22 protein-coding genes are annotated in these 23,482 nt (G+C 52.8%); 18 read left to right on the top strand and 4 right to left on the bottom strand.

Translation table 11 applies throughout. The features are described from left to right. The 15 genes from rsmH to lpxC all read left to right on the top strand — a co-directional run bounded on the left by rsmH (position 1) and on the right by lpxC (position 17,344). A complete protein-coding gene (gene rsmH / locus HGO41_RS11080; protein WP_250981029.1) occupies positions 1 to 942 on the top strand; it encodes a 16S rRNA (cytosine(1402)-N(4))-methyltransferase RsmH in 942 nt (313 codons plus the stop codon). Beyond that, positions 939 to 1,259 (top strand): cell division protein FtsL, encoded by a 321-nt coding sequence (gene ftsL / locus HGO41_RS11075; RefSeq protein ID WP_013577016.1) that lies wholly within the window; start codon positions 939 to 941, stop codon positions 1,257 to 1,259. The genes rsmH and ftsL overlap by 4 nt, the downstream gene beginning before the upstream one ends. 27 nt (positions 1,260 to 1,286) lie before the next feature. Beyond that, the gene (gene ftsI / locus HGO41_RS11070; RefSeq protein WP_119262108.1) at positions 1,287 to 3,050 is read left to right on the top strand and encodes a peptidoglycan DD-transpeptidase PBP3; all 1,764 of its coding nucleotides are present in this window, start codon (positions 1,287 to 1,289) and stop codon (positions 3,048 to 3,050) included. Then, positions 3,037 to 4,524, top strand: a complete 1,488-nt coding sequence (gene murE, locus HGO41_RS11065; RefSeq protein ID WP_013577014.1) for a UDP-N-acetylmuramoyl-L-alanyl-D-glutamate--2,6-diaminopimelate ligase — start codon at positions 3,037 to 3,039, stop codon at positions 4,522 to 4,524. The genes ftsI and murE overlap by 14 nt, the downstream gene beginning before the upstream one ends. Continuing rightward, a complete protein-coding gene (gene murF / locus HGO41_RS11060; protein WP_119262106.1) occupies positions 4,521 to 5,882 on the top strand; it encodes a UDP-N-acetylmuramoyl-tripeptide--D-alanyl-D-alanine ligase in 1,362 nt (453 codons plus the stop codon). Before murE ends, murF begins: the two co-directional genes overlap by 4 nt. Next, positions 5,876 to 6,958 carry a phospho-N-acetylmuramoyl-pentapeptide-transferase gene (mraY, locus tag HGO41_RS11055; RefSeq protein ID WP_013577012.1) on the top strand — a complete coding sequence of 361 codons (1,083 nt, stop codon included), beginning with the start codon at positions 5,876 to 5,878 and terminating at the stop codon, positions 6,956 to 6,958. Before murF ends, mraY begins: the two co-directional genes overlap by 7 nt. A gap of 2 nt (positions 6,959 to 6,960) precedes the next feature. Next, positions 6,961 to 8,277, top strand: a complete 1,317-nt coding sequence (gene murD / locus HGO41_RS11050) for a UDP-N-acetylmuramoyl-L-alanine--D-glutamate ligase (protein ID WP_015690469.1) — start codon at positions 6,961 to 6,963, stop codon at positions 8,275 to 8,277. Then, positions 8,277 to 9,479 carry a cell division protein FtsW gene (ftsW, locus tag HGO41_RS11045; protein ID WP_013577010.1) on the top strand — a complete coding sequence of 401 codons (1,203 nt, stop codon included), beginning with the start codon at positions 8,277 to 8,279 and terminating at the stop codon, positions 9,477 to 9,479. Before murD ends, ftsW begins: the two co-directional genes overlap by 1 nt. After that, on the top strand, positions 9,476 to 10,543 hold the full coding sequence (gene murG / locus HGO41_RS11040) for an undecaprenyldiphospho-muramoylpentapeptide beta-N-acetylglucosaminyltransferase (protein WP_112150991.1): 1,068 nt from the start codon (positions 9,476 to 9,478) through the stop codon (positions 10,541 to 10,543). Before ftsW ends, murG begins: the two co-directional genes overlap by 4 nt. A 78-nt stretch (positions 10,544 to 10,621) precedes the next feature. Continuing rightward, positions 10,622 to 12,097 (top strand): UDP-N-acetylmuramate--L-alanine ligase, encoded by a 1,476-nt coding sequence (gene murC / locus HGO41_RS11035; RefSeq protein WP_015690468.1) that lies wholly within the window; start codon positions 10,622 to 10,624, stop codon positions 12,095 to 12,097. Continuing rightward, the gene (locus HGO41_RS11030) at positions 12,090 to 13,010 is read left to right on the top strand and encodes a D-alanine--D-alanine ligase (protein ID WP_153375623.1); all 921 of its coding nucleotides are present in this window, start codon (positions 12,090 to 12,092) and stop codon (positions 13,008 to 13,010) included. Before murC ends, HGO41_RS11030 begins: the two co-directional genes overlap by 8 nt. Before the next feature lies 1 nt (position 13,011). Continuing rightward, positions 13,012 to 13,848 carry a cell division protein FtsQ gene (ftsQ, locus tag HGO41_RS11025; protein ID WP_250981028.1) on the top strand — a complete coding sequence of 279 codons (837 nt, stop codon included), beginning with the start codon at positions 13,012 to 13,014 and terminating at the stop codon, positions 13,846 to 13,848. Beyond that, the gene (gene ftsA / locus HGO41_RS11020) at positions 13,845 to 15,101 is read left to right on the top strand and encodes a cell division protein FtsA (RefSeq protein ID WP_009634688.1); all 1,257 of its coding nucleotides are present in this window, start codon (positions 13,845 to 13,847) and stop codon (positions 15,099 to 15,101) included. Before ftsQ ends, ftsA begins: the two co-directional genes overlap by 4 nt. A gap of 71 nt (positions 15,102 to 15,172) precedes the next feature. Beyond that, complete coding sequence (gene ftsZ, locus HGO41_RS11015) at positions 15,173 to 16,327, top strand: cell division protein FtsZ (protein WP_013577005.1); 1,155 nt, start codon at positions 15,173 to 15,175, stop codon at positions 16,325 to 16,327. A gap of 99 nt (positions 16,328 to 16,426) precedes the next feature. Then, the gene (lpxC, locus tag HGO41_RS11010) at positions 16,427 to 17,344 is read left to right on the top strand and encodes a UDP-3-O-acyl-N-acetylglucosamine deacetylase (protein ID WP_015690467.1); all 918 of its coding nucleotides are present in this window, start codon (positions 16,427 to 16,429) and stop codon (positions 17,342 to 17,344) included. Between the two features lie 15 nt (positions 17,345 to 17,359). Here the strand turns inward: lpxC and HGO41_RS11005 are convergent, their stop codons facing one another. Next, positions 17,360 to 17,884, bottom strand: a complete 525-nt coding sequence (locus HGO41_RS11005) for a DUF721 domain-containing protein (RefSeq protein WP_013577003.1) — start codon at positions 17,882 to 17,884, stop codon at positions 17,360 to 17,362. 26 nt (positions 17,885 to 17,910) lie between these two features. Between HGO41_RS11005 and secM the strand changes: the two genes are divergently transcribed. The 3 genes from secM to mutT all read left to right on the top strand — a co-directional run bounded on the left by secM (position 17,911) and on the right by mutT (position 21,752). Beyond that, positions 17,911 to 18,438 (top strand): secA translation cis-regulator SecM, encoded by a 528-nt coding sequence (secM, locus tag HGO41_RS11000; RefSeq protein WP_037033422.1) that lies wholly within the window; start codon positions 17,911 to 17,913, stop codon positions 18,436 to 18,438. A gap of 80 nt (positions 18,439 to 18,518) precedes the next feature. Next, entirely contained in the window at positions 18,519 to 21,236 is a 2,718-nt protein-coding gene (gene secA / locus HGO41_RS10995; RefSeq protein WP_013577001.1) for a preprotein translocase subunit SecA, read from the top strand. Between the two features lie 114 nt (positions 21,237 to 21,350). Continuing rightward, on the top strand, positions 21,351 to 21,752 hold the full coding sequence (gene mutT, locus HGO41_RS10990) for an 8-oxo-dGTP diphosphatase MutT (protein ID WP_037033571.1): 402 nt from the start codon (positions 21,351 to 21,353) through the stop codon (positions 21,750 to 21,752). 69 nt (positions 21,753 to 21,821) lie between these two features. Here mutT and yacG read toward each other — a convergent pair whose 3' ends face one another. From yacG to coaE, 3 genes are read right to left on the bottom strand one after another with little or no spacing between them, the layout of a single operon-like run. Then, positions 21,822 to 22,019 (bottom strand): DNA gyrase inhibitor YacG, encoded by a 198-nt coding sequence (yacG, locus tag HGO41_RS10985; RefSeq protein ID WP_013576999.1) that lies wholly within the window; start codon positions 22,017 to 22,019, stop codon positions 21,822 to 21,824. 9 nt (positions 22,020 to 22,028) lie between these two features. Then, a complete protein-coding gene (gene zapD / locus HGO41_RS10980) occupies positions 22,029 to 22,781 on the bottom strand; it encodes a cell division protein ZapD (RefSeq protein ID WP_121019705.1) in 753 nt (250 codons plus the stop codon). 25 nt (positions 22,782 to 22,806) lie between these two features. Then, positions 22,807 to 23,403, bottom strand: coding sequence for a dephospho-CoA kinase (gene coaE, locus HGO41_RS10975; protein WP_112197238.1), 597 nt, complete (start codon positions 23,401 to 23,403; stop codon positions 22,807 to 22,809). Between the last annotated feature and the right edge of the window lie 79 nt (positions 23,404 to 23,482).

The following is a 23,482-nucleotide window of genomic DNA, read 5'->3' as shown; positions in this document are numbered from 1 at the left end:
ATGGTTGAAAACTACAAACACACTTCCGTTTTGCTGGATGAAGCCGTTAACGGCCTCAACATTCGACAGGACGGCATTTACATAGACGGAACTTTTGGCCGTGGTGGCCATTCACGTCTGATTCTGTCCCAGCTTGGGCCGGAAGGACGCTTGCTGGCGATTGACCGTGATCCACAGGCGATCAAAGCCGCAGAATCTATTGATGATCCGCGTTTCTCTATCGTTCACGGACCTTTTTCTGATCTGGCCGACTATGTGCGGGATCGGGGTCTCGAAGGCAAGATCGACGGCGTACTGCTGGATTTAGGCGTTTCTTCTCCTCAGCTTGATGATCCTGAACGTGGATTCTCATTTATGCGTGACGGGCCTCTGGATATGCGTATGGATCCTACCCGTGGTTATTCAGCAGCTGAATGGCTGATGAAAGCTGAAGCCGAAGATATTGCCTGGGTGTTGAAAACTTTTGGTGAAGAGCGTTTTGCCAAACGCATTGCACGCGCGATCGTTGAGCGTAACCGCGAATTGCCGATGACCCGGACTAAAGAGCTGGCGGATCTGATCGCTAATGCCTCGCCAGTGCGTGAGAAGCACAAGCATCCGGCCACGCGCAGCTTCCAGGCGATCCGTATCTACATCAACAGTGAGCTGGAAGAGATTGAACGTGCGCTGGATGGCGCACTGGAAATTTTGGCACCTGAAGGACGTTTATCCGTGATCAGCTTCCACTCTCTGGAAGACCGGATTGTGAAACGCTTCATCCGTCAGCATAGCCGTGGCGCGCAGGTGCCAGCCGGTATCCCGATGACGGAAGCGCAAATCGCGGAACTTGGCGGACGTTCTCTGAAATCAGTCGGGAAAATGATGCCCTCTGAAGCCGAAGTGGCAGAGAACCCGCGGGCACGCAGTTCTGTTCTGCGTTTTGCTGAGAGAACAACAGCGTGATAGGCAACGAACGCCACGGATTAGTGGGAGTGATCGCCAGCGATATCCTTCGCAACGGCAAGATCCCGTTAATTCTGATGATCGCCGTTTTGGTCAGTGCAATTTTAGTGGTCACTACCGCTCACCGTACGCGTTTGCTGACGGCTCAGCGTGAACAATTAGTCCTGGAAAGGGATGCGCTGGACATTGAATGGCGCAACCTGATCCTTGAAGAGAACGCCCTCGGTGATCACAGCCGGGTAGAACGCATCGCAACGGAGAAATTGCAAATGCAACACGTTGATCCATCTCAAGAAATTATTGTGGTTCAGCCTTAAAATGCGCACGGAGAATACAGGCAGCGAATGAAAGCAACACGCACCGCGAAGTTAAAGCGTCCCGAAAATCAAGCCAGCTTTATCAGCTGGCGTTTTGCGTTGTTGTGCGCTTGTATCCTGCTGGCATTGGTTGGCCTGATGTTGCGTGTGGCGTATCTGCAGGTGATTAATCCGGATAAGCTGGTGAAGGAAGGTGACCTGCGTTCCCTTCGCGTACAAACCATTCCAACCTCCCGTGGCATGATTACCGATCGCTCTGGTCGCCCGCTGGCGGTCAGTGTACCGGTTAATGCCATCTGGGCTGACCCAAAAGAAATTAGCGATCGCGGCGGTATCACCTCCGATACCAAATGGAAAGCGCTGGCCGATGCACTGAATATGCCTCTTACCCAACTTTCTTCCCGCATTACTGCCAATCCAAATGGGCGCTTCGTGTATCTGGCGCGTCAGGTCAATCCTGCGGTCGGCGAATATATCCGTAAACTCAAACTGCCGGGGATTTCCCTGCGTCAGGAATCCCGCCGCTATTACCCGGCCGGGCAGGTGACGTCGCATGTTATTGGCGTCACCAATATCGACGGCGAAGGTATTGAAGGCGTCGAGAAGAGTTTTGACCGCTGGCTGACCGGTAAACCGGGTGAACGTACCATTCGTAAAGACCGCTTCGGGCGCGTCATCGAGGATATTTCTACTGTAGACAGCCAGGCAGCACACAATCTGGCGCTCAGCATCGATGAGCGTTTGCAGGCGCTGGTTTACCGCGAGCTTAACAACGCCGTGGCATTCAACAAAGCGGAGTCGGGCACTGCGGTGCTGGTTGACGTGCAAACCGGTGAAGTGCTGGCGATGGCTAACAGCCCGTCCTACAACCCGAACAACATGCCGGATACGCCAAAAGACGTGATGCGTAACCGTGCCATCACCGACATCTTCGAACCGGGTTCCACAGTGAAACCGATGGTGGTGATGACGGCATTGAAAAACGGTGTGGTGCGCGAGAACAGCGTACTGAATACTTTGCCGTACCGGATTAACGGTCATGAGATTAAAGATGTGGCCCGTTACGCGGAGCTTTCCGTTACGGGTATCTTGCAGAAGTCGAGTAACGTCGGTGTTTCACGACTGGCGTTATCGATGCCATCCGCTGAGCTGGTAGATACTTACTCGCGATTCGGATTGGGAAAACCGACCAATTTGGGGCTGGTCGGAGAAAGCAGTGGCTTATACCCTAAAAAACAACGGTGGTCTGACATAGAGAGGGCCACCTTCTCTTTCGGCTACGGGCTAATGGTGACACCTCTCCAGCTAGCGCGAGTCTACGCAACAATCGGCAGCATGGGCGTTTATCGCCCATTGTCGATCACACGAGTTGATCCGCCGGTTTCCGGCGAGCGCGTCTTCCCTGAACCGCTGGTACGTACCGTTGTGCATATGATGGAAAGCGTGGCACTGCCTGGCGGCGGTGGCGTGAAAGCGGCAATCAAGGGCTATCGCATTGCGATTAAAACCGGTACCGCAAAAAAAGTCGGCCCGGATGGGAAGTACGTTAACAAATACATTGCCTATACCGCCGGCGTTGCGCCAGCAAGCAATCCAAGATTTGCCCTTGTGGTGGTTATCAACGATCCACAGGCAGGGAAATATTACGGTGGGGCCGTTTCCGCACCGGTGTTTGGCGCCATCATGGGCGGCGTATTGCGCACCATGAACGTTGAACCGGATGCGCTGACTGCCGATGAAAACGCAGACATAGTGAATAATCAAAAAGAGGCTTCAGGTGGCAGATCGTAATTTGCGCGACATCTTAGCGCCCTGGGTGAGTGATGCCCCGGCGGTAGCGCTAAAAGACATGATTCTGGACAGCCGCGTTGCGGCTGCCGGCGATCTGTTTGTCGCGGTTTCAGGCCATACCAGTGACGGGCGTCGTTTTATTCCCCAGGCAATTGCCCAGGGCGTCGCCGCCGTTGTGGCCGAGGCAAAGGGTGAGCAACAGCACGGAACGGTCTGCCAGATGCATGGCGTACCGGTGGTTTATCTTGAGGATCTCAATATTCTGCTGTCAGAGCTGGCGGGACGTTTTTACCAGCAACCGGGCAAAGAATTACGTCTGGTTGGCGTAACTGGCACCAACGGCAAAACCACGACCACGCAACTGCTGGCGCAATGGAGCCAGTTGCTGGGCGAAACCAGTGCCGTGATGGGCACTGTGGGCAATGGCCTGCTGGATAACGTGATACCAGCGGAAAACACCACCGGTTCTGCCGTACAGGTTCAGCACATTCTGGCTGACCTGGTGAAACTGGGTGCAACCTTTGCCGCAATGGAAGTTTCTTCACACGGGCTGGTTCAGCACCGTGTTGCCGCACTGCCGTTTGCCGCTGCCGCATTTACCAACCTGAGCCGTGATCACCTTGATTACCACGGTGATATGCAAAGCTATGAAGATGCCAAATGGCAGCTTTTCGCCTCACATCAGGTCGGTCAAAAAATTATCAATGCTGACGATGAAGTCGGTGCACGCTGGCTGGCGAAAACGCCAAATGCTATTGCGGTCAGCATGGAAGACAAAATTCCGGCAGGCTGGAGTGGCCGCTGGCTGGTGGCACGTAGCGTGAATTATCACGATAACGGTGCCACCGTAAACATCGATTCAAGCTGGGGTGAAGGCAAGCTGGAGAGCCGCCTGATGGGGGCCTTCAACGTCAGCAATCTGCTGGTTGCGCTGGCCACGCTGCTTTCTCTGGATTATCCGCTGGCGCAATTACTGGCGACCGCCTCTCAGCTGCAACCGGTTTGTGGCCGTATGGAAGTTTTCAATGCGCCGGGTAAACCTACGGCGGTGGTTGATTATGCGCACACTCCTGACGCACTGGAAAAAGCGCTGGCGGCAGCGCGGCTACATTGTCGTGGCACGTTGTGGTGCGTTTTTGGTTGCGGTGGAGATCGCGATAAAGGCAAGCGTCCGCTGATGGGCGCTATTGCTGAGCAATACGCTGACCGCGTGATTGTTACCGATGATAATCCTCGCAGCGAAGAGCCTCGCGCTATCGTTGCAGATATCCTTGCCGGTCTGCTTGATGCAGGACGTGTGCAGGAAATCCATGGCCGCGCAGAAGCAGTCACCAGCGCGATCATGCAGGCGAAAGAAGACGACGTTGTGTTGATTGCCGGTAAAGGGCATGAGGATTACCAGCTCGTCGGAAACCAGCGTCTCGACTATTCCGACCGTGTGACGGTTGCACGTTTGCTGGGGGTGATCGCATGATCCGTGTTTCCCTGCAAACGCTGGCTGATGCGCTCAACGCTGAGCTCATCGGCACTGATACTCAAATTGACAGCGTGACGACGGACACCCGTCAGATCACTGAAGGCTGTTTGTTTGTCGCCCTGAAAGGCGAAAAATTCGATGCCCACGACTTTGCCGCTGATGCCGTAAAAGCCGGTTCAGGGGCTTTACTGGTAAGTAAGCGCTTACCGGTAGATGTTCCTCAGTTAGTGGTTGCTGACACCCGTATTGCGCTCGGGCAACTGGGCGGCTGGGTGCGTCAGCAGGTTCCGGCGCGTGTCGTCGGCCTGACCGGTTCTTCCGGCAAGACGTCTGTGAAAGAGATGACCGCGGCGATTTTGCGCGAGTGCGGCAATGTGCTGTATACCGCAGGCAACTTCAATAACGACATTGGCGTTCCTCTGACGTTGCTGCGCTTAACGGCAGAACATGATTTTGCTGTCATCGAAATGGGTGCGAATCATGCGGGTGAAATCGCCTACACCACTGCCCTGGCACGACCTGAAACGGCGCTGGTGAATAACTTGTCCGCCGCACATCTGGAGGGTTTCGGTTCCCTCGCAGGCGTGGCTCGTGCGAAAGGCGAGATTTTCGATGGGCTGCCGGAAAACGGCATTGCCGTGATCAATGCGGATAACAACGATTGGGCGAACTGGCAGCATAAGCTGAACGGTAAAACCGTCTGGCGTTTCTCTCCCACTTTCGGTGAAGGCATCGATTTCAGTGCCACTGATGTCAACATCAGCCCGCTGAATACCACGTTCACTCTGCATTCTCCTCAGGGCAGCATTGATGTCTCGCTGCCGGTTCCGGGTCGTCACAATATCGCTAACGCACTCGCTGCGGCTGCGCTGGCAATGTCTGTCGGTGCATCGCCGGAGAACGTGCGCGCCGGGCTGGCGACGCTGCAATCCGTGAAAGGGCGCTTATTCCCGATCGTTATCAGCGAGGGCAAAACCTTGCTTGATGACAGCTACAACGCGAATGTGGGTTCAATGACCGCTGCCGCACAGGTGCTGGCGGAAATGCCGGGCTACCGCGTGATGGCAGTGGGCGATATGGCTGAACTGGGCGCTGAAAGCGAACATTGCCATCGTCAGGTCGGTGAAGCTATCCGCGACGCCGGTATCGACAAAGTATTCAGCATTGGTCATGACAGCCGCATCATCAGTGATGTCAGCGGGTGTGGTGAACATCTGGAAGATAAGGCAGCCCTGACGGCCCGTTTAACGAGCTTACTGTCTGAACATGCGGTAATTACCGTTTTGATTAAAGGTTCACGTAGTGCCGCAATGGAGCAGGTAGTACGCGCGTTACAGGAGAATGCAACATGTTAGTTTGGCTGGCCGAACATTTGGTCAAATATTATTCCGGCTTCAACGTCTTTTCTTATCTGACGTTTCGCGCCATTGTCAGCCTGCTGACCGCTTTGTTCCTGTCGCTGTGGATTGGGCCTCGCATGATTGCCCGTCTGCAGAAAATGTCTTTCGGCCAGATTGTCCGTAACGACGGCCCGGAATCACATTTCAGTAAACGTGGTACACCAACGATGGGCGGCCTGATGATTCTGGCGTCTATCACGATTTCCGTATTGATGTGGGCCTATCCGTCCAATCCGTACGTGTGGTGTGTGCTGTTCGTATTGCTGGGTTACGGTGTGGTGGGCTTTATCGATGACTATCGCAAAGTCGTGCGTAAAGACACCAAGGGGCTGATCGCCCGCTGGAAATACTTCTGGCAGTCAGTCATTGCGCTGGCCGCCGCTTTCACGATGTATGCCATTGGTAAAGACACGCCAGCGACCGAGCTGGTGGTGCCGTTCTTTAAAGACATCATGCCGCAGCTGGGTTTGATGTACATCCTGCTGAGCTACTTTGTGATTGTCGGTACCAGTAACGCCGTCAATCTGACGGATGGTCTGGACGGGCTGGCGATTATGCCAACGGTTTTCGTCGCGGCGGGCTTTGCGCTGGTGGCATGGGCGACCGGTAACATGAATTTTGCCAGCTACCTGCACATCCCTTATCTGCGTCACGCGGGTGAACTGGTGATCGTGTGTACCGCAATTGTCGGTGCCGGGCTCGGGTTCCTGTGGTTCAACACCTATCCGGCACAAGTTTTCATGGGCGATGTCGGTTCTCTGGCGCTGGGTGGCGCGCTGGGCACTATCGCTGTGCTGCTGCGTCAGGAGTTTTTGCTGGTGATTATGGGCGGTGTGTTTGTTGTCGAAACCCTGTCGGTAATCTTACAAGTTGGGTCCTTTAAGTTACGTGGGCAGCGCATTTTCCGTATGGCGCCTATCCATCATCACTACGAACTTAAAGGCTGGCCGGAACCGCGCGTTATTGTGCGCTTCTGGATTATTTCGCTGATGCTGGTGCTGATTGGCCTAGCGACGCTGAAGGTACGGTAATTATGGCTGACTATCAGGGTAAAAAAGTGGTCATCATCGGGCTGGGTCTTACCGGCCTGTCTTGTGTTGATTTCTTTGTTGCACGTGGCGTCACGCCGCGTGTCATTGATACCCGCGTCAGCCCGCCAGGACTCGATAAACTGGCGGATAACATTGAGTGTCATCTCGGTTCACTCAATGAAGACTGGCTGCTGGACGCTGATTTGATCATTTCAAGTCCGGGTGTTGCGCTGGCAACGCCAGCACTGAGTGCAGCTGCAGAGGCTGGCGTGGAAATCATTGGCGATATCGAATTGTTCTGCCGCGAAACGCAAACCCCAATTGTGGCTATCACCGGTTCGAACGGTAAAAGCACCGTCACCACGCTGGTCGGCGAGATGGCGAAAGCGGCCGGATGGCGCGTGGGCGTGGGCGGCAATATCGGTTTGCCTGTGCTGACCATGCTGGATCACGAATACGATCTGTTTGTGCTTGAGCTTTCCAGCTTCCAGCTTGAAACCACACACAGTCTTCATGCGGCGGCGGCGACTATTCTCAACGTAACTGAAGACCACATGGACCGCTATCCGTTTGGTTTGCAGCAATACCGTGCAGCCAAACTGAAAGTTTATGAGAACGCAGCATTATGCGTCGTCAATGCCGACGATGCGCTGACCATGCCGGTACGTGGCGCGGATAAACGCTGCGTGAGTTTTGGTGTTGATGTGGGTGATTACCATCTGACCCGTCAGCAGGATGATATCTGGTTACGTGTGCGTGGCGAGAAAGTCCTGAATACCCGTGAGATGCCACTGACAGGACGCCATAACTACACCAATGCCCTGGCGGCGCTGGCGCTGGCGGATGCAGTCGGTATTCCTCATGCGTCCAGCCTGAAAGCCCTGACGACCTTTACCGGTCTGGCTCATCGTTTTCAGGTGGCATGGCAACATAACGGCGTTCGCTGGATTAACGACTCTAAAGCGACCAATGTCGGCAGTACCGAAGCCGCATTGAACGGTCTGCACGTTGAAGGCACGCTGCATCTGTTATTAGGCGGGGACGGTAAATCTGCTGATTTCTCGCCACTGACGCGTTATTTGCAGGGCGACAATCTGCGTATTTACTGCTTTGGCCGTGATGGCGCAGAGCTGGCGGATTTGCGCCCTGACGTTTCTTCCTTGTTTGAAACGATGGAACAGGCGATGCGTGATATCAGCACGCGTGTGGTTTCCGGCGATATGGTTTTACTGTCGCCAGCCTGCGCCAGCCTGGATCAGTTCCGCAGTTTTGAACAACGCGGCGATGTCTTTACCGCGCTGGCGAAGGAGTTGGGTTGATGCGGATACCCGGGCTGAGCCTCGTCGGCAAATTTAATGATTGGGTGATGGGCGCCAAAGAAAGCGAGTCCGTCACCCTGGTGTTGTATGACCGGACTTTGCTGTGGCTGACCTTCGGGCTGGCTATCGTCGGCTTCGTGATGGTGACATCAGCGTCGATGCCGATTGGTCAGCGTCTGGCAGACGATCCGTTTTTGTTTGCTAAACGTGATGCTATTTATCTCGGTCTGGCCTTTGGTTTATCGCTGGTGACATTGCGTGTGCCGATGGCGGTCTGGCAGAAGTACAGCAATGTCCTGCTGCTGCTGTCGGTCATCATGTTGCTGGTGGTGCTGGTGGTGGGCAGCTCGGTTAACGGGGCATCTCGCTGGATTTCTCTCGGGCCGCTGCGTATTCAGCCGGCAGAGTTCTCCAAGTTGTCACTGTTCTGCTACCTCGCCAGCTATCTGGTGCGAAAAGTGGATGAAGTGCGCAGTAACTTTTGGGGCTTCTGCAAACCGATGGGTGTGATGGTCGTGCTGGCAGTATTGCTGTTGGCTCAGCCGGACCTTGGTACGGTGGTTGTACTGTTCATCACCACGCTGGCGATGTTATTCCTGGCAGGGGCAAAAATGTGGCAGTTCCTGGCCATTATCGGTTCGGGCGTATTCGCAGTGGTACTGCTGGTTCTTGCCGAGCCATACCGTATGCGCCGTGTGACATCGTTCTGGAATCCGTGGGCGGATCCGTTTGGTAGTGGCTACCAGTTAACTCAGTCACTGATGGCATTTGGTCGTGGCGAATTCTGGGGACAAGGTTTAGGTAATTCAGTCCAGAAACTGGAGTATTTACCTGAAGCACACACCGACTTTATCTTCTCCATTTTAGGCGAGGAATTGGGGTATTTCGGTGTGGTTCTCGCCCTGTTAATGGTATTCTTCGTCGCTTTTCGCGCCATGTCCATCGGGCGTCGCGCGTTAGAGACCGACCAGCGTTTTTCTGGGTTTTTAGCCTGTTCAATTGGCGTGTGGTTTAGCTTCCAGGCGTTGGTTAACGTCGGGGCTGCGGCGGGCATGTTGCCAACTAAAGGCCTGACATTGCCGCTCATCAGTTACGGTGGGTCGAGCCTGTTAATTATGTCGACGGCAATCGTGTTATTGCTGCGAGTGGATTTTGAAACGCGGCTGGCAAAAGCCCAGGCGTTTGTAAGGAGTGCCCGATGAGTGGCAATACCCGGCGTTTAATGGTGATGGCAGGTGGTACCGGGGGACATGTTTTCCCGGGACTGGCAGTAGCCCATCATCTTATCGCGCAAGGTTGGGAAGTTCGCTGGCTGGGTACAGCAGACCGAATGGAAGCGGATTTGGTTCCAAAACATGGTATCGAGATTGATTTCATTAAAATTGCCGGATTGCGTGGGAAAGGTCTTAAAGCGCAACTAACGGCACCGGTTCGCATATATCATGCGTGGCGTCAGGCGAAGGCCATCATGAAGCGCTTCCAGCCTGATGTGGTATTGGGCATGGGCGGATATGTGTCCGGTCCCGGAGGCCTGGCTGCCTGGTCACTGGGTATTCCGGTGGTGTTACACGAACAAAATGGCATTGCCGGCATGACCAATAAAGGGTTGTCGCACATTGCCAAAAAAGTATTGCAGGCGTTTCCGGGGGCATTTCCAAATGCTGACGTTGTTGGCAATCCGGTGCGTACTGACGTGCTGGCGCTGGAATTACCGGCAACCCGACTGGCCGGCCGCGAAGGTCCAATCCGCGTATTAGTGATTGGTGGCAGTCAGGGCGCGCGAGTCCTTAATCAGAGCATGCCGGAAGTGGCAGCGCTGATGGGCGATAAGATTACGTTGTGGCACCAGGTCGGTAAAGGTGCTCTGGCGTCAGTGAATCAGGCTTATGAAAAAGCCGGTCAGACGCAGCATAAAGTGACCGAATTCATTGATGACATGGCAGAGGCTTATGCCTGGGCCGATGTGGTGGTTTGCCGCTCCGGTGCGTTAACGGTCAGTGAAATTGCCGCCGCAGGTTTACCCGCGATTTTTGTGCCTTTCCAGCATAAAGACCGTCAACAGTACTGGAATGCGCTGCCGCTGGAAAAAGCCGGTGCCGCGAAGATTATCGAACAGAAAGATTTTAGTGCCGCCGCCGTCGCTGATCTGATGGCCGGATGGGACAGAACCCATCTGATGGAAATGGCGATGGCAGCACGTGCCGCCGCCATCCCCGATGCGACAGCGCGTGTAGCCGCTGAAGTGGTTGCCGCAAGCAAAAAATGAAAATGAACGGGCCACGCAGTGTGGGGTCCCAGCCGTAAGAAACGGATTAATCAGTAACCTGAAATAGTGAATAAAAACGTGAATACACAACAATTGGCGAAACTGCGTACCTTCGTGCCCGAGATGCATCGTGTCCGGCACATTCACTTTGTTGGCATCGGTGGTGCCGGCATGGGTGGTATCGCCGAAGTGTTGGCCAATGAAGGCTATCAGATCAGCGGTTCTGATTTAGCACCTAACGCGGTGACTCAGCAACTGACCGCGCTGGGCGCGACGATTTATTTCAATCACCGCCCGGAGAACGTGCTGGATGCCAGTGTGGTGGTAGTTTCCACCGCTATTTCATCCGATAACCCGGAAATTGTTGCGGCGCGTGAAGCCCGTATTCCGGTGATCCGCCGTGCAGAAATGCTCGCTGAACTGATGCGTTTTCGCCACGGTATTGCCGTGGCAGGTACGCACGGTAAAACAACGACCACGGCGATGGTGACCAGTATTTATGCCGAGGCCGGACTAGACCCGACCTTTGTAAACGGTGGACTGGTGAAAGCGGCAGGTACGCATGCGCGTCTGGGGTCAAGCCGCTTTCTGATCGCTGAAGCAGACGAAAGCGACGCGTCTTTCCTGCATCTGCAACCGATGGTGGCCATCGTGACCAACATTGAAGCGGATCACATGGACACGTATCAGGGTGACTTTGAAATCCTGAAGCAGACGTTCATCAATTTCCTGCACAACCTGCCGTTCTACGGGCGCGCAGTGATGTGTATTGATGATCCGGTTATCCGTGAGCTGATCCCACGCGTAGGACGTCATATGACGACGTACGGTTTCAGCGAAGACGCCGATGTGATTATCGAAAATTACCGTCAGGTGGGCGCGCAAGGTCACTTTACGCTGCGCCGTCAGGACTTGCCGCTGATAAGCGTTACGCTCAATGCGCCGGGTCGTCACAATGCGCTGAACGCCGCGGCCGCAGTTGCCGTCGCGACGGACGAAAATATCAGCGACGATGCTATTTTGCGCGCGCTGGCAGGTTTTCAGGGTACCGGCCGTCGTTTCGATTTTCTGGGCGAATACGCGCTGGAAAATGTGAACGGTAAAACAGGTAGCGCGATGCTGGTCGATGACTACGGCCACCATCCGACAGAAGTGGATGCGACGATCAAAGCCGCGCGTGCGGGCTGGGCAAACAAGCGCCTGGTGATGATCTTCCAGCCGCACCGTTATACCCGTACTCGCGATCTGTACGACGATTTCGCAAATGTGCTTTCGCAGGTTGATGTGCTGATCATGCTGGATGTGTATCCGGCCGGTGAAGCGCCGATCCCTGGCGCAGACAGCCGCTCGTTGTGCCGCACTATTCGCGCACGCGGCAAGCTTGATCCGATTTTGGTTTCTGATATTGAGGCGGTGCCGGAAAGTCTGGCGCAAATCCTCGAAGGCGACGATTTAGTTCTGGTTCAGGGCGCCGGTAATGTCGGCAGAGTGGCCCGTAAATTGGCAGATCAAAAGCTGCAACCAGTAAAGAAAGGTGAAGAACATCATGTCTGAGAAAGTAGCGGTATTGTTGGGTGGTACTTCCGCAGAACGCGATGTGTCATTACAGTCAGGCGCCGCAGTGCTGGCTGGTTTACGCGAATCCGGTGTTGATGCCCACGGCATCGATACCAAAACGTTTAATGTGGCGCTTCTCAAAGAAGAAGGGTACAGCAAAGTCTTTATCGCACTTCACGGTCGCGGTGGCGAAGATGGAACGTTGCAGGGGTTGCTGGAGCAAATCGGTTTGCCTTATACCGGCAGCGGCGTGATGGCGTCGGCGCTCACTATGGACAAGTTCCGCACCAAACTGGTGTGGCAGGCTTTAGGGTTACCGGTCACGCCGTTTGTCGCACTGCATCGTTCACAAATTGAGGAAGCAGGGCAGGGCGCTCTGGCGGCAAAAATCGCTGAATTAGGCCTGCCGGTGATCGTCAAACCAAGCCGTGAAGGTTCCAGCGTCGGGATGAGCAAAGTGACAACGGAAAAAGAGTTGTTACCCGCCCTGCAGGAAGGCTTCAGGCATGACGATAACGTACTGATCGAAAAATGGCTGAGTGGCCCGGAATATACCGTGGCTATCGTGGGCAACCAGGTGATGCCCTCGATTCGCATCCAGCCAGCCGGTACGTTTTATGACTATCAGGCAAAATATCTGTCTGATGAAACACAATATTTTTGCCCGAGCGGTTTAAGCGAAGCGCAGGAGCAGCAGTTGACTTCACTGGCTTTGCAGGCTTATCAGGCGCTCGATTGCAGTGGCTGGGGACGTGTCGACGTCATGCAGGGCGGTGACGGCAACTTCAACTTACTGGAAGTGAATACGTCGCCGGGAATGACCAGCCACAGTCTGGTGCCGATGGCGGCTAAACACGCCGGGTTGAGTTTCCCGCAACTCGTTTTCCGTATTCTGGAACTGGCAGACTGATATGTCTCAAGCCGCCCTGAATACCCGAGAGCGTGAGACGGCCGAGAGCAACGGCCGTCGCAGTAACGGTGGCCAGCTGGCAGGGATCGTGTTTCTGCTGTTGGTGGTAGGAACGATTTTATGGAGTGCGTGGGCCGTTGTCGGCTGGATGCAGGATGCAAACCGATTGCCGTTGTCCCAGTTAGTTGTCACCGGGGAGCGGCATTACACGACCAACGATGATATTCGTCAGGCGATTCTGTCCTTAGGGGCACCGGGAACGTTCATGACGCAGGATGTGAACGTCATTCAGCAGCAGATTGAGCGTTTACCCTGGATAAAACAGGTCAGCGTACGTAAGCAATGGCCGAATGAACTGAAGATACATCTCGTGGAGTATGTGCCGGTCGCACACTGGAATGATCTGCATATGGTTGATGCCGATGGCAAATCTTTCAGCATACCCGCCGAGCGTGTGGTCAAACAAAAAATGCCGTTGCTTTACGGTCCGGAAGGCAGCGAACAGGATGTTTTGCAGGGCTTTCAAACGATGAGTCAGGCGCTGGCCGCCGGCAAGTTCACGTTGAAAGCAGTGGCAATGAGTGCACGTCACTCGTGGCAGTTAACTCTGGATAATGACGTCCGGCTGGAATTGGGGAGAGATGACCGGATGGGGCGTTTACAACGTTTTATCGAGCTTTACCCGCGATTCCAGCAACAGGCTGAAGCCGATAAAAAACGCATCACTTATGTCGATTTACGTTATGACAGCGGTGCGTCAGCAGGTTGGGCACCAGAGTTTATTGACCAGCAAAACAGTAATCAGCAACAGAATCAGGCACAGGCTAAACAACAATGATCAAGTCGACGGACAGAAAACTGGTAGTTGGGCTGGAGATCGGTACGGCAAAGGTCGCCGCATTGGTGGGGGAAGTTCTGCCCGATGGCATGGTCAATATTATTGGCGTGGGCAGTTGCCCATCCCGTGGCATGGACAAGGGTGGCGTGAATGACCTGGAATCGGTGGTGAAATGCGTACAGCGCGCCATCGATCAGGCTGAATTGATGGCGGATTGCCAAATTTCCTCTGTTTACCTTGCTTTGTCTGGTAAACATATCAGTTGTCAGAATGAAATAGGGATGGTTCCTATTTCAGAAGAGGAAGTCACGCAGGAAGATGTAGAGAACGTGGTGCATACCGCTAAGTCGGTACGCGTACGTGATGAGCATCGGGTTCTGCATGTGATCCCTCAGGAATATGCCATTGATTATCAGGAAGGGATTAAAAACCCGGTCGGACTTTCCGGCGTGCGTATGCAGGCTAAAGTTCACCTGATTACCTGCCATAACGATATGGCGAAGAACATTGTGAAAGCGGTAGAACGCTGTGGCTTAAAAGTCGACCAGCTTATTTTTGCCGGTCTGGCAGCCAGTTATGCCGTTCTGACGGAAGATGAACGTGAATTAGGTGTTTGTGTCGTTGATATTGGTGGTGGAACCATGGATATCGCGGTTTATACCGGCGGCGCACTACGTCATACTAAGGTAATCCCTTATGCAGGGAATGTGGTCACCAGCGACATCGCTTATGCGTTTGGAACGCCACCGACCGATGCCGAAGCGATCAAGGTTCGCCACGGTTGTGCATTAGGTTCAATTGTCGGCAAAGACGAAAACGTCGAAGTGCCGAGCGTCGGTGGGCGTCCACCACGCAGTCTGCAGCGTCAGACACTGGCTGAAGTTATCGAGCCTCGTTACACAGAATTGCTGAATTTAGTGAACGATGAAATTTTGCAATTGCAGGAGCAGTTACGTCAGCAAGGCGTAAAACATCATCTGGCCGCCGGCATTGTTCTGACAGGCGGTGCAGCACAAATTGATGGTCTGGCAGCTTGTGCGCAGCGGGTATTCCATACCCAGGTGCGTATCGGGCAACCCCTGAACATCACCGGGCTGACGGATTATGCGCAGGAACCTTACTACTCAACGGCTGTAGGGCTGCTGCACTACGGGAAGGAGTCTCACCTGAGCGGTGAGGCCGAAGTAGAAAAACGTGCCTCAGTGGGCAACTGGTTCAAACGAATCAACAGCTGGCTGAGAAAAGAGTTCTAATGTTTTAACAACGGGATCATGCTGTTAAGGTTTTTGATCCCGACGCGACAGGCACAAAACGGAGAGAAACTATGTTTGAACCTATGGAACTGACCAATGACGCGGTGATTAAAGTCATCGGCGTCGGTGGTGGCGGCGGTAATGCTGTCGAACACATGGTGCGTGAGCGCATCGAAGGTGTTGAATTCTTTGCCGTTAACACAGACGCTCAGGCGTTACGTAAAACGGCAGTAGGCCAGACGATTCAGATCGGTAGCGGTATTACCAAAGGTCTGGGAGCTGGTGCGAACCCGGAAGTGGGTCGCAATTCTGCAGAAGAAGATCGTGAAGCCCTGCGCGCTGCGCTTGAAGGTGCTGACATGGTCTTTATCGCAGCGGGCATGGGTGGCGGTACCGGGACCGGTGCAGCGCCAGTGGTTGCTGAAGTAGCAAAAGATTTAGGTATTCTGACCGTTGCTGTTGTGACTAAGCCTTTCAACTTCGAAGGCAAAAAGCGCATGGCATTCGCGGAGCAGGGTATTGCTGAATTGTCCAAACATGTGGACTCCCTGATCACTATCCCGAACGACAAGCTTTTAAAAGTTCTGGGCCGTGGTATCTCTCTGCTGGACGCCTTCGGTGCGGCCAACGACGTGCTGAAAGGTGCGGTGCAGGGTATCGCTGAACTGATCACCCGTCCAGGTCTGATGAACGTCGACTTCGCTGACGTGCGCACAGTTATGTCCGAAATGGGTTATGCCATGATGGGCTCCGGTGTGGCATGTGGCGAAGACCGTGCTGAAGAAGCCGCTGAAATGGCGATTTCCAGCCCGCTGCTGGAAGACATCGATTTGTCCGGCGCGCGCGGCGTTCTGGTCAACATTACTGCGGGCTTCGACCTGCGTCTGGATGAGTTCGAAACCGTGGGTAACACCATTCGTGCTTTCGCATCAGACAACGCAACCGTCGTTATCGGTACGTCTCTTGATCCGGAAATGAACGACGAATTGCGTGTGACCGTTGTTGCAACGGGTATCGGCATGGACAAACGTCCTGAGATCACTCTGGTGACCAACAAACCGGCCAGCCAGCCAGTCATGGATCATCGTTACCAGCAGCACGGGATGTCTCCGTTGCCGCAGGAAACGAAACCCGCGGCGAAAGTGGTCAATGATCAAAGCGCGCAATCTAATAAAGAGCCCGACTATCTGGACATCCCGGCCTTCCTGCGTAAGCAGGCAGACTAGTCCGAATTGTAGGATCTCCGCTCTTTGTGCTAAACTGTCCCGCCGACCTTAAGGTATGCTTAGGTCGGTTGGATGGATAAACATTGCGAGATAAAAACGATGATCAAACAACGTACATTAAAACGTATCGTTCAGGCGACGGGCGTCGGTTTGCATACCGGCAAGAAAGTCACCCTGACTCTGCGTCCTGCACCGGCAAATACCGGGGTCATCTATCGTCGCACTGACTTGAATCCACCGGTTGATTTCCCGGCAGATGCAAAATCCGTGCGTGATACCATGCTCTGTACTTGCCTGGTTAATGAGCATGACGTACGTATTTCTACGGTAGAGCACCTTAATGCGGCATTAGCTGGCCTGGGCATCGATAATATTGTTATCGAAGTCGATGCGCCTGAAGTGCCGATTATGGACGGCAGTGCTGCACCTTTCGTCTATCTGTTGATGGATGCAGGGATTGAAGAGCTGAACAGCGCGAAGAAATTCTTGCGCATCAAAGATACCGTGCGTGTTGAAGACGGTGATAAGTGGGCCGAGTTCAAACCATTTAATGGTTTCTCTCTGGACTTCACTATCGACTTCAATCACCCGGCGATTGATTCCAGCTCACAGCGCTACAAAATGAACTTCTCCGCAGAAGCATTTGTTCGCCAAATCAGCCGCGCACGTACTTTTGGTTTCATGCGTGATATCGAGTACCTGCAGTCACGCGGTTTGTGCCTGGGTGGCAGCTTTGATTGCGCAATTGTTGTGGATGATTACCGCGTGCTTAACGAAGATGGCCTGCGTTTTGAAGATGAATTCGTTCGTCACAAAATGCTGGATGCTATCGGTGACTTGTTCATGTGTGGCCATAACATCATTGGTGCGTTTACCGCATACAAATCGGGTCACGCGTTGAACAACAAGTTATTGCAAGCGGTATTGGCTAAGCAGGAAGCCTGGGAATTAGTCACATTCCAGGATGAAGCTGAAATGCCACTGGCTTTTAAAGCACCGTCTACAGTATTGGCGTAATCGGTACTTTTGGTATTACTTATTACGACTGGTTGGTTTGACACTCTCTCCGGCCAGGCCAGCCAGTCGTTCTAAAGCCTTTCTGAGTTTCTCCGGGCTACGGCTCGCAAGTCCCCTTAATTCTTCTGCACTCTGCGCGCTTAAATGCCTGACGGGCATAGATTCTGCAGCGATCGCTTTATTTTTAATCGCGATCTGCGAAGCATTTTCCATTTTCGCCATGAGCGAAGGATTAATCCTGATGTCGATTGATGACAATGATGGTAGAATTTGCGCTCGAAGTGCAGAGAGTAATGCGGGTTGTTCATAGCGTAATCGCATCATCCAGCTGGCATTAGCTATTTCAAGTACTAAAACTCCCTGTCGATAATTACCGACACGACACCATGGTTGCATGGGCGTCGGTAACAGACCTTTCACTGCGCGGTTGAGTTTCAATAACGCCGCAGCACGCTGTTGAACAATACGCAGCGGGCTTTGTTCAGTCGAAGAGGCATCATCGAACAGGATATCTAATAATTGTGGGCGACTATCGCGCATGATGGGCTCCGGCGGATTGTAAACTTGTGATTGGCATTCTAAATCGTTGGCGACAATTTGGCAGAAGGTATTTTTGGCCGCATCTCCTGTTGGGGATGGTCGCGGCAAGCCTTGGCGTGTCCACGAGCCTGTCGCAAACGGAACTGCCAGCGGTTCCTAATACTTCCTCAAGTCTAAATCGTCTTAACATCGCCAGTACAGGGCTGAGTAATCTTGCGTTACTCCAGGCGAATCGCCGCCCGGCTTTTGGTGTTGATTACTGGCAACAGCATGCATTACGCACGGTCATCCGTCATCTTTCTTTTGCTTTGGCCCCGCAGGTGGTTTACACCGTAGCGCAGCCGGAAGCAGAAATGCAGGCCGCTGAGCCGTTGCATGTTCAGCAACTCGCGTTGCTGGTTACCCTTAATGCTTTACTGACCCATGAGCCAAAACCTCCGGTTATCATCCGTCAGACGCAACAGCCATTCCTCCCTCTTGCTTCATCGCATCAAACCGGCCTGTGGTTAGCACAGGTGCAAGGCATTCGTGCCGGCCCGTTCTCTCTGATTTAACAGACTGTAATTCTAAACTCTATTTATAAATCAACAAATTATTGGCTGCATTTGGTGGCCTCCAAGAGATATTAAGCACTATGTTAATCAAATTATTGACCAAAGTTTTTGGTAGCCGTAACGACCGCACATTGCGCCGCATGCGTAAAGTGGTTGACCTGATCAACCGCATGGAACCTGAAATCCAAAAACTGACTGATGAGCAACTGCAGGCGAAAACCAATGAGTTCCGTGAGCGTCTGGCGAAAGGTGAAGTGCTGGAAAACCTGATCCCGGAAGCTTTTGCTGTGGTGCGTGAATCCAGTAAACGTGTCTTCGGGATGCGTCACTTTGACGTGCAGTTACTCGGCGGTATGGTACTGAACGAGCGCTGCATCGCGGAAATGCGTACCGGTGAAGGTAAAACGTTAACCGCAACCCTGCCCGCTTACCTGAACGCATTGAGCGGAAAGGGCGTTCACGTCGTCACTGTCAACGATTACCTGGCACAGCGTGACGCCGAAAATAACCGTCCGCTGTTTGAATTCCTTGGCTTGAGCATCGGAATCAACTTGCCAGGCATGCCTTCTCCGGCTAAGCGTGCTGCTTACGCTGCTGATATCACTTACGGCACAAACAACGAATACGGTTTTGACTATCTGCGTGACAACATGGCATTCAGCCCTGAAGAACGCGTGCAACGTAAACTTCACTACGCGCTGGTGGATGAGGTTGACTCCATCCTGATCGATGAAGCACGTACACCGCTGATTATCTCCGGTCCGGCCGAAGACAGCTCAGAAATGTATACGCGTGTGGATAAACTGATCCCTAAACTGATCCGCCAGGAAAAAGAAGATTCCGATTCCTTCCAGGGGGAAGGCCACTTCTCTGTTGATGAGAAATCACGTCAGGTTCACCTGACTGAACGTGGTCTGGTCCTGATCGAGGAATTGTTGGTTGAAGCCGGTATTATGGAAGAAGGTGAATCTCTGTATTCCCCGACTAACATCATGCTGATGCATCACGTGACCGCAGCACTGCGCGCGCACGTCCTGTTCACCCGCGATGTCGATTACATCGTCAAAGACGGCGAAGTTATCATCGTTGACGAACACACCGGTCGTACCATGCAAGGTCGTCGCTGGTCAGACGGTCTGCATCAGGCGGTTGAAGCCAAAGAAGGCGTGGATATTCAGAACGAAAACCAGACACTGGCTTCCATTACTTTCCAGAACTACTTCCGTTTGTACGAAAAACTGGCTGGCATGACCGGTACTGCGGACACCGAAGCGTTCGAATTCAGCTCTATCTACAAGCTGGATACCATTGTTGTGCCAACTAACCGCCCTATGGTGCGTAAAGATATGGCCGACCTGGTGTACATGACTGAAATGGAAAAGATTGGCGCGATTATCGAAGATATCCGTCAGTGTACTGCCAAAGGCCAGCCGGTTCTGGTCGGTACTATTTCCATCGAAAAATCAGAAGTTGTTTCTAACGAACTGACCAAAGCAGGCATTGCGCACAGCGTTCTGAACGCCAAATTCCACGCTAAAGAAGCGGATATCGTCGCGCAGGCAGGCCAGCCAAGCGCAGTGACCATCGCTACTAACATGGCGGGTCGTGGTACCGATATCGTGCTGGGCGGCAGCTGGCAGGTTGAAGTTGAAAACCTGGGTGAAGAAGCCACCGATGAGAAAATTGCAGAAATCAAAGCTGCCTGGCAGATTCGCCACGACGCGGTTCTGGCTTCCGGCGGTTTGCATATTATTGGTACCGAGCGTCATGAATCCCGTCGTATTGATAACCAGCTGCGCGGCCGTGCGGGTCGTCAGGGTGATGCCGGTTCATCCCGCTTCTACCTGTCTATGGAAGATGCACTGATGCGTATTTTCGCCTCTGACCGTGTATCAAGCATGATGCGTAAACTGGGTATGAAACCGGGCGAAGCGATTGAGCATCCATGGGTGACCAAAGCGATTGCCAATGCGCAGCGTAAAGTCGAAAGCCGTAACTTCGATATCCGTAAGCAACTGCTGGAATACGATGATGTGGCAAGCGATCAGCGTCGTGCGATCTACAGCCAGCGTAACGAATTGCTGGACGTGTCTGATGTGAGCGAAACCATCGCCAGCATCCGTGAAGACGTGTTCAAGGCGACCATCGACAGCTACATTCCGCCACAGTCTCTGGAAGAAATGTGGGATGTACAGGGTTTGGAAGAACGTCTGAAAAAAGACTTCGAGCTGGAAATGCCGATTGCAGAATGGCTGGACAAAGAGCCGGAATTGCATGAAGAAACCCTGCGCGAACGTATCATGGAAATCGCGAAAGAATCTTATGCCCGTAAAGAAGAAGTGGTTGGCGCTGAAATGATGCGCAATTTTGAGAAAGGCGTGATGTTACAAACGCTGGATTCTCTGTGGAAAGAACATCTGGCGGCAATGGATTACCTGCGTCAGGGCATCCATTTACGTGGTTACGCTCAAAAGGATCCTAAGCAGGAATACAAACGCGAATCCTTCGCGATGTTTGCTGCCATGCTGGAATCTCTGAAATATGAAGTGGTCAGCGTACTAAGCAAAGTTCAGGTTCGTATGCCTGAAGAAGTTGAAGCGATGGAAATTCAGCGTCGTGAAGAAGCTGAACGTCTGGCTCGTCAGCAGCAGCTTAGCCATCAGGATCAGCAAGAAATCGAAGTAGCCGAAGCTGCACGTCTTGCTTCTTCTGGTGATCGCAAAGTGGGTCGTAATGATCTCTGCCCGTGCGGTTCTGGTAAAAAATACAAACAATGCCATGGCCGCCTGCAAAAGTAAGATCTCCGGCTAAGTCATCGTGTTAATCTTGAAGGCGGCGTAATTGCCGCCTTTATTTTTGTCTAAAAAGTCCCCATAAAGACAGTCATTGCAGTCAGCGGATAGGTGGAAACTGTGGCGCTTAAACAACTTAATATCGCAGCGGGCATTATCCGGAATGCCAGCAAAGAAATCTTTATCACTCAACGCGATGCATCGTCACATATGGCGGGGTTCTGGGAGTTTCCGGGCGGTAAGATTGAAGCGGGTGAAACACCTGAACAGGCTGTTATTCGCGAATTACAGGAAGAGGTCGGCATTGATGCTAAATCTCCTGTGCTGCTGAAAACATTGGAGCACCGATTCCCGGATCGCATCATTACACTCTATTTTTTCCTGGTGGAAGACTGGCAGGGCGAGCCGTATGGCAAAGAAGGGCAGCCGAAGCGCTGGGTTGCGCAGGCCGATTTGAAAGAGGAGGAATTCCCTCCCGCCAACGAAGTGGTTGTTACAGCCCTCAAAAACAATCAGTACTGATTACGTGTAGAATTTGGTGGCATATAGAAAAAGGGACCGAAGCCCCTTTTTCTATACCCGTTGTCTGGATTAAATCTCTTCTTCACTCCAGTCGTCCAGATCATTCACGTCACCCTTACTTGGGATGCGTTTCTCTTCATCGGCCCATTCGCCGAGATCAATAAGCTGGCAACGCTTGGAACAAAAAGGGCGGTAAGGGCTTTGCTCACCCCAAACCACGATTTTCTGACAGGTCGGGCAATTTACTTCAATGATTTCAGGGTCCATTTGCAACTCCTAGCAGCAGGCAAGTTCAAAATTCAGTCGCGCGGGAACCACGCCATGTTCGCTGTTGAGGGGTAAAAAGCGAATGGCATAACGGGTTTTATGCCCGGATACTTGCGGGTAAAGCTGATTTTCCATCGAGAGCCGCAATCGTAACAGATCTGCGCCTTCAGCGTTGTCCTGGAAAAAACCATTCAAACTGATTTGACTGCGAAACGCGCCTGACTGGCGGATCAGATCCAGTACCATCATGAGCGAATTATTCAGCGGAGCCAGTGTTTCGAGCCAGTTTTGCACTTCACGATCACGTTGTGATTGTGCCAGATGCAGCCAGATATGCAGTGTCGGCAAATCAAAGCTGCAACACCCGCCGGGGATACTCAGACGCTGGCGAACCAGGGCCATCAGGCGATCTTCCTTCAGCGCTTGCCCTATGCGTGGTGCTTTCATTAACACAGATGCACATTGCTTAAGCTCAGCGCGCAGCCCCTCGATCCTTGCTAAATCAACGCCCGGAACATCTTTCCATTGAGACAATTTTTGCTGCTGGCGTTCAAGCTCTTTCAGTAAATCGGTACGGACTTCACCACGTTCCAGTACATCCAGTAAATCTGAAGCGGTGCGAAAAAATAGCAGAGCAGAAGCAATATCAGTGAGTTGTGCGTTGGAATGCATCTGTTGCAACAAAAATTCGATGCGAAGCCAGGTGCGCATTTTCTCATTCAGTGGATGTTCAAAGAGAACGGTTGCAGCTACATCAGTCATGCTTGGCAATATCCTGTCTGTTTACTCACACCGCAAGTTGCAAATAGCGGTGATGTAGTTGGGCAACACGCGGTTCAATTAATTTCGGATCACCGCTGTTATCAATAATGTCATCCGCACAGGCCAGACGTTTTTCACGACTGACCTGTGCAGCAATAATACTTTCAGCCTGCTGGCGGCTGATGCCATCGCGCGACATCGTCCGGGAAAGTTGAATATGTGGCTCAACATCCACCACCAGAACGCGATTTGCTTGCGTCTGTAATCCATTTTCAATCAGCAGCGGTACGACCCAGAGCACGTACGGCGTCTGCGCCTCAGCAATCAAACATTGTGTTCTGGCATGAATAATGGGGTGTAATAATTTATTAACCCATTCTTTTTCATCAGGATTGCTAAAAATCCGCGCCCGAAGGGCCGGGCGGTTCAGTGAGCCATCAGCGGAAATAATGCTTTCACCAAATCGCTGTCTTAATTCTTCCAGCGCTGGCTCACCTGGAGCAACGACCTGGCGGGCAATCACATCTGCATCGACAATGCTTACGCCATGACGGGCGAAGCTTTCGGAAACGGTACTTTTGCCACTACCGATACCCCCGGTCAATGCAACGATATAGCTCATGCTGGTGCTCTGATAAAATTAGTTAGGTAAATGATAAAGAGATTATGAGTAAGTGCAAGCCGTGGTGTTCTCGGTTTTG

This window comes from Rahnella sp. CG8, from assembly GCF_023701875.1.
GTDB classification, from domain to species: Bacteria; Pseudomonadota; Gammaproteobacteria; order Enterobacterales; family Enterobacteriaceae; genus Rahnella; species Rahnella aceris.
The sequence above is the reverse complement of the archived record's forward strand: the minus strand, read 5'-3'. Positions and strand labels throughout refer to the sequence as shown.

Coding starts and splice junctions, on each gene's coding strand:
- rsmH (WP_250981029.1), top strand. CDS start 1: ATGGTTGAAAACTACAAACACACTTCCGTTTTGCTGGATGAAGCCGTT.
- ftsI (WP_119262108.1), top strand. CDS start 1,287: ATGAAAGCAACACGCACCGCGAAGTTAAAGCGTCCCGAAAATCAAGCC.
- murF (WP_119262106.1), top strand. CDS start 4,521: ATGATCCGTGTTTCCCTGCAAACGCTGGCTGATGCGCTCAACGCTGAG.
- mraY (WP_013577012.1), top strand. CDS start 5,876: ATGTTAGTTTGGCTGGCCGAACATTTGGTCAAATATTATTCCGGCTTC.
- murD (WP_015690469.1), top strand. CDS start 6,961: ATGGCTGACTATCAGGGTAAAAAAGTGGTCATCATCGGGCTGGGTCTT.
- ftsW (WP_013577010.1), top strand. CDS start 8,277: ATGCGGATACCCGGGCTGAGCCTCGTCGGCAAATTTAATGATTGGGTG.
- murG (WP_112150991.1), top strand. CDS start 9,476: ATGAGTGGCAATACCCGGCGTTTAATGGTGATGGCAGGTGGTACCGGG.
- HGO41_RS11030 (WP_153375623.1), top strand. CDS start 12,090: ATGTCTGAGAAAGTAGCGGTATTGTTGGGTGGTACTTCCGCAGAACGC.
- ftsQ (WP_250981028.1), top strand. CDS start 13,012: ATGTCTCAAGCCGCCCTGAATACCCGAGAGCGTGAGACGGCCGAGAGC.
- ftsA (WP_009634688.1), top strand. CDS start 13,845: ATGATCAAGTCGACGGACAGAAAACTGGTAGTTGGGCTGGAGATCGGT.
- ftsZ (WP_013577005.1), top strand. CDS start 15,173: ATGTTTGAACCTATGGAACTGACCAATGACGCGGTGATTAAAGTCATC.
- lpxC (WP_015690467.1), top strand. CDS start 16,427: ATGATCAAACAACGTACATTAAAACGTATCGTTCAGGCGACGGGCGTC.
- HGO41_RS11005 (WP_013577003.1), bottom strand. CDS start 17,884: ATGCGCGATAGTCGCCCACAATTATTAGATATCCTGTTCGATGATGCC.
- secA (WP_013577001.1), top strand. CDS start 18,519: ATGTTAATCAAATTATTGACCAAAGTTTTTGGTAGCCGTAACGACCGC.
- yacG (WP_013576999.1), bottom strand. CDS start 22,019: ATGGACCCTGAAATCATTGAAGTAAATTGCCCGACCTGTCAGAAAATC.
- zapD (WP_121019705.1), bottom strand. CDS start 22,781: ATGACTGATGTAGCTGCAACCGTTCTCTTTGAACATCCACTGAATGAG.
- coaE (WP_112197238.1), bottom strand. CDS start 23,403: ATGAGCTATATCGTTGCATTGACCGGGGGTATCGGTAGTGGCAAAAGT.